Annotated in this window: 6 protein-coding genes; 5 read left to right on the top strand and 1 reads right to left on the bottom strand. The window is 55.0% G+C overall.

The genetic code is table 11. The annotated features are described in order from the left end of the window. Window positions 1-45: 45 nt before the first annotated feature. Window positions 46-306, bottom strand: coding sequence for a hypothetical protein (locus tag M7Q83_RS08550; protein WP_298337432.1), 261 nt, complete (start codon window positions 304-306; stop codon window positions 46-48). Between the two features lie 95 nt (window positions 307-401). On the opposite strand from M7Q83_RS08550, the gene M7Q83_RS08555 reads away from it, so the two are divergent. The 5 genes from M7Q83_RS08555 to M7Q83_RS08575 form a co-directional block, all read left to right on the top strand. Beyond that, window positions 402-839, top strand: a complete 438-nt coding sequence (locus M7Q83_RS08555) for a DUF6788 family protein (RefSeq protein ID WP_298337435.1) — start codon at window positions 402-404, stop codon at window positions 837-839. A gap of 374 nt (window positions 840-1,213) precedes the next feature. Then, window positions 1,214-1,852 carry a hypothetical protein gene (locus M7Q83_RS08560; protein ID WP_298337438.1) on the top strand — a complete coding sequence of 213 codons (639 nt, stop codon included), beginning with the start codon at window positions 1,214-1,216 and terminating at the stop codon, window positions 1,850-1,852. Continuing rightward, on the top strand, window positions 1,852-3,678 hold the full coding sequence (locus M7Q83_RS08565) for a PEP/pyruvate-binding domain-containing protein (RefSeq protein ID WP_298337441.1): 1,827 nt from the start codon (window positions 1,852-1,854) through the stop codon (window positions 3,676-3,678). The genes M7Q83_RS08560 and M7Q83_RS08565 overlap by 1 nt, the downstream gene beginning before the upstream one ends. Then, a complete protein-coding gene (locus M7Q83_RS08570; RefSeq protein WP_298337444.1) occupies window positions 3,675-4,904 on the top strand; it encodes a hypothetical protein in 1,230 nt (409 codons plus the stop codon). The genes M7Q83_RS08565 and M7Q83_RS08570 overlap by 4 nt, the downstream gene beginning before the upstream one ends. Before the next feature lie 4 nt (window positions 4,905-4,908). Then, a partial coding sequence (locus M7Q83_RS08575) for a hypothetical protein (protein WP_298337447.1) occupies window positions 4,909-5,450 on the top strand: 542 nt, incomplete at its 3' end.

Below are 5,450 nucleotides of genomic sequence, written 5' to 3' on the forward strand. Positions count from 1 at the left end.
CAACACAGAGCAGCTGCGAGCAGGAAGCCGGATGAATCGAGAGGTTCACGTCCGGTTTGACGGGAGCGGGAGGGGGAAGATCCCTCCCGCCACCCTACGGTGGTGGCTCCAGGTCCGTGGCAGTTGTGCGCCGACCAGCATCGCGCACACGGTGCGACGGTCGCCCTGGGCGAGCAGCCCACAGGCCAGTCCACAGAACACCGGGAACGTCCAGGCGCTGAAACAGCCACGGAACTCGCCGAGCAACGCCGCCAGCGAGGCTGGCATCGGCACCTCCTCTCGAGTCTTGCGCTCGTCCCTTGTCATGCCGCCTCCCTTTGGTCGTGAACCTTAGTATTCTACTAAGGTTCTGATCGCATAGGGTGGATGGTGCGGACGACAAGATCGAAAAGGAGGCCCGTGTGAAAGTGAACGCGAGGCAACAAGCCAAGCAAGCCAAGCTCGCCGCTCAGCTCGCGGAGATCGGCTTCGCACTGCCGGGGTCGCTCACGGTGAAGGCCTACCGGTGCGGCAAGCAGAACTGCCGCTGTCACGGAGAGCCCCCGCAGTTACATGGCCCCTACGCGTTCTGGACTCGCAAGGCCGACAACAAGACTGTGACGCGCATACTGAACGATGAGGAGGTCACCAACTACCAGCCGATGTTCGACAACGCCCGCAAGATCCGAGATTTGGTGAGCCAGCTCCAAGACCTTAGCCTCGAACTGGTGGAGCCGGCCGCGGCTAGACCCAAACCGAAGGCGACCAAGGCGACCAAGGCGACTTCAACCAAGACCAGCCGGCCCCAAATCCGAAATGGCGGCCAACCGCTAGGGGTACCTCAGAGGCCTCAAAACTGAGAAAGTCGAATAATGTAGCGGATGAAGGCAAATGAGGTGAGGAAGCGGGGGAGGGAGAATGGAGACGGATCGAGATGGGTCAGCGAGGCTAAAGGAAGTGGGCGGCCCGCGAAGATAGGTAAGGGGTGCCATTCTGGCAAGGGCCAGAGTTATGACGTACTAACTCCCCGCACGGGTACATGCCAAGCGCACTGACACCGGCGAGGTCTGTAGTGCACTCTCGAAAAGGATTAGCCAACACCCAGCGCGGCGCGAGGCATGAAGGAAAGTGTGCGAGGACGTTCTATATCCTATATCCGTTCGAGATGATGGCATTCCCGAACTCATCGACTAGCCCCAGTGCAGGTCTGAAACTTAATGACATAGGAGGATGAATGATCCTTTCCAGATCCGTGATTAAGTTAGCTCGTGATGCAGGCTACATCGTCATTGAACCGTTTCTAGTCGAACACATCAATCCGAATAGTTACAATTTTCGCCTCGGGCCCACTCTGCGTGAATATTGTAGCGACATACTCGATCCCAGGAATCAGAATGACTTCGTCGAACAAACGATAGGGCCCGAAGGGTTTGTCCTTGAGCCCGGAAAGTTGTATCTTGCGCATACGATTGAGAGACTAGGCGGTACGGTTTACGCGCCAACATTTGCGGCTCGTTCTTCGATAGCTCGTCTTGGCCTGTTCATTAATCTATCTGCGAGTCTTGGCGACATCGGTTTCATCGGTCAGTGGACTCTCCAACTCTATTCCGCACGTCGGCTGCGCGTCTATGCAGGAATGGCTATCGGCCAAATGATGTGGTGGCAGGTGAGAGGAGATGTCAATCTTTACGAAGGCAAATATCAAGGAGCCATTGGTCCCCGGACGAGCGACATCTATCTCGATTATCTGAAGACCGAAGCGCGTGCGAATCTTCCGCGCCTAGATTCTGACTTCAGTCACGATGACGTTGGCCTTAAGTTCGCGACATTGCTCGACTTTCCCGCACATTTCCCGTCCCCGATGCTTTCGTGATGCCTGCGTCGTTCCTTAAAGCTTCGCTCGACGATGACATCCAAGTGCAGGTTGGGTTTTTGATGTGTGATCTGGGAGCAACGGTGGGCGCGTTCCTCGGCAAGACTGTCAAGTCAATAGAGAAGGCTGCTTCTGGGTACCGATTAGCAGATTCAGAACGAAAGCTGCTGCGCTATCGCATCGGCGAGTTCCTCGGTGAGCAGCCGGGATCGCTATTGGCGGTGCGTTCCTCCGGCCTTGAAGAGGACGGCGCTACTCAGAGCTTGGCTGGAAATCACCGGAGTGTTCTTGGGCTCAGGGATATCGAAGGAGTGATAGCCGCTATCGAAGATGTGTTTCGGTCCTGGTTCGAAGCGCCCGCGGTCTTATCTCGGATCCGTCGCGGTGACTACTCCTCAGTACCACGGCTCGCTCTCTTTGTTCAACGCATGGTAATGCCGATAATTGCAGGTGTTGCTTTCAGCCAGTCCCATGCCTCAAATGGACTTCCTCGCGTTCGATTGAGTTTCGTCGAGGGAGTCGCAGACCAGCTCGTAGCAGGAGTGATTGAGGGGATTACCGTCGATACCGAGGATATGGAGACTGAGGTCGCGGTAGACGGGGTTATTGCGAAAGTTATCGACGAGATCCGAGAAATTCACGCGCTGGAGGGACACGATGTCGAGGTTGAATGGGCAGTTGACAGCGATAGAGTTTACGTGCTGCAATGTCGATATGTAACTGCAGGTTTCGATGACTCCGCCTACCGAAGTACGCCCTTCCTTGCCACGGTACCGCTTTATGTCGGTTCGCTCTCGGTTGATTTCCCATTGGGTGACGTCGCCCTCATATACGCCTCCTATGAGGTGAAGCGTGGTGAGGCGCGTCGCCTCGCCCGATCCCTGGGTCTTCGCACTGGCGAAGGCATTGTTGTCGCGTACAATACAGCTGGACTGCAAGATGTCGATCTTTATTGCTCAATCGCTGATTTTGTTGAGTCTTGTAGCTCGTCCGAGTGCGTTATCGATTTCGGTGAGAACATCCGTCAAGTCATCAGTCCCAAACAGGACCTGTTTGCGGCCCTCTCAGAGCGCGTTGCCGGAGTCGTCTCGGGAGAACTCGGATCGGCGATCGTTCGCGAGTACATTCGCGGCGACGCCGGAGTCATTACGACCCAAATCGAGACTGGCGTACTTGTGGAGGTGTCTGCCGATGGTCTCATGGCCCTGAATCGCGGCACCTCTGGGGCCACTCAGGTCCTATTAGATGGATCCGGAATCACAAACTTGGGCGAACTTGCCCCGGATGTCATCATCGTATTAGAGCGCTTTCGTTCGGCACTCTTGTCAATGACGGTCGCCATGGCGAAACAACACGGCACCACAACTCTTGAATGGGTTGTGGAATGTGGCGAACTCTATTTCGCCGACTATTCTGTTCCGACGACGGCCGATCAGGCAGCAGTGTCGAGCGGCACAACGATGTCCGTCGGAGTCTGTTCCGGGCCAATCCTTGACCTTCGCGACAGGGACGAGCTCCTCGCGCGTCTTTCCATTGGGCCGGCCGTCAGCATCGACCAAGCGTTGAACGTCACCGACCACGATCCAATAGCCGAGCTTCTTGATGAAATCGCAGCTGCCGACGAGAAGCCGATCGTGCGAACTCGGTTCCCCTATGCAGTGCTCTCTGTTTTCTTCGACCAAGTAAGCGGGTTTGTATTTGACCAAGGATCCACGCTTTGTCATCTTGCTATCCTCCTCAGAGAAGCCCGGATCCCAGCGGCGGTCACTGGTGAGCCGCTCGGTGATCATGTGGTGATTGCTGATGGAAAGGTTGTCTCCACATGAGCGAATTAGATCAGATTCAACTGCTATGCGGTCCGCGGTCATATCTCGATGGCACGGCTGTTCCCTCAGGCTCTGATGACGTGTGCCTTATTTATGTCCCAAACGTTGCACGTACCGATATCGTCGTAGGCGCGCGCAACGCGAACACACTTATTCTCCGTTGGGATGTCTCACAACGGGTCGCTATCGCGGTGACCACGTCCGGATCGGTGACTCCCCGGTGGAGAACAATAATGTGGGATTGTCTCTTCAACCGTATGCAAGTCGGAAGCGGGCTGGTGGCTGTACTCGGCGACTCCGATACGGCAGCAAAGACAGTTCCACTCTTTGTCCTTGCGCAATCCGAGGAACATTTTGCTGGAGTGCATGTATTTACTCGAATCAGATTTAGTGACCGCGATGCACTGTTCATTCGGGTTACTGATACGCCGCTCAGTTGGCGACCGGAAGACGGTCTGTTATCAGTCTTGACGCAAAGTGCCGAGTTGGTTCGTAGGAATTCACTATTCCTTAACAATCACCAGTGCTATTACCTGAAGTTATTTGAAGGCGAGGAACTTGAGCACAAGGACCGGCTCGACACCTCGCTCGATATTTGGGGTGTCACGGTCAAAATCTACAATGCTGTACGAGATGGTGATCTGCAAGGCTACGTACCCGAATATGGCGATGAGTTTCAGTCATGGGACTATTTGAACATCCTGTCCGAAGTGCCGTCACCATCGCTGGAACAGGGTTACATCTCTTTCATTCCGCTGTCTACCGGCGGCTATACGATCAAGCGAAAATGGTTCATCGAAGATGCGACGCGCCGGGGCGAGCGTCATTACAGAGAGCCTAACGGGATTTCTGACCTAGAATCTTATCTTCGAAAGCGCTTCGCAGTTAATCCCGTGCCCTATCCACCGTTTCAACGAGTCAGGTACGATATCAATTTCGAATCTCTGGCCACAGGGCATGTCTATGGGATCTTCTTTGACCATAGCAGGCTCGTCGATAACCCGGAAATCGCGATGGTGCAATGTGTGTTGGAATATCTGCGGACACGGTCTGTCCTGCCAGTTTCAGATGATGACGTGTGGGCCGAACTAGAGGAGATCGCGACCTGGCGTGAGGGTTTCTTAGCTGACAACGGCATTGTTACGGAACGAGGCGTGTATTCAAAGTTGTCATTCCTCAGGGATAACTGTCATCCGACTCTCACATCTGCGGAGACAGGAAGCTAATCTCATGGAATCTCACCTGCTGCTCATCGATCTCGACGGCACCGTCTACACCCATGCAGGAATCGTCCCTGGTGTCATCGCTGCGCTCGACATTCTTCGAGCGGACGGCCACGTAATCCGGTTCCTCACCAACACCGACTCGAAGTCCACACCTGGGATGCTTAAGAGTCTTTGGGCTAAGGGGCTGGACGTGAAGGCATCGGAGCTTTTCACTTCAGTGACCGCAGTCGAAGTGCTGCTTGCTGCTTGTGCCGATGTCGCGATTCTGCCCGTAACAAATCAGGAAGTCGCCAGTCAACTCGGAACGCGTTTTCCACTTGTGTCCCCTAAGTCCCGAGACCCGGTCACTCACGTCATTGTCGGCGACGTCCGGGAAAATCTATCCTATTCCCTCCTTGATAGTGCTTTCCAGGCTCTAAGCGGCGGAGCACGATTGATAGCTTTGCAAAAGGGCAGATTTTTTCTGACCGGCGCGATAGCACATCTCGACACCGGTGCCGTCGTTGCTGCACTCGAGTACGCAGCCAATACCGAGGCTGTCGTCGT

Source organism: Ferrimicrobium sp. (assembly GCF_027364955.1).
In the GTDB taxonomy this organism is placed as follows: domain Bacteria; phylum Actinomycetota; class Acidimicrobiia; order Acidimicrobiales; family Acidimicrobiaceae; genus Ferrimicrobium.

Bases quoted from the DNA above. Each gene is read 5' to 3' on its own strand.
- M7Q83_RS08570 (WP_298337444.1), top strand. From the start codon at position 3,675: ATGAGCGAATTAGATCAGATTCAACTGCTATGCGGTCCGCGGTCATAT.
- M7Q83_RS08550 (WP_298337432.1), bottom strand. From the start codon at position 306: ATGACAAGGGACGAGCGCAAGACTCGAGAGGAGGTGCCGATGCCAGCC.
- M7Q83_RS08565 (WP_298337441.1), top strand. From the start codon at position 1,852: ATGCCTGCGTCGTTCCTTAAAGCTTCGCTCGACGATGACATCCAAGTG.
- M7Q83_RS08560 (WP_298337438.1), top strand. From the start codon at position 1,214: ATGATCCTTTCCAGATCCGTGATTAAGTTAGCTCGTGATGCAGGCTAC.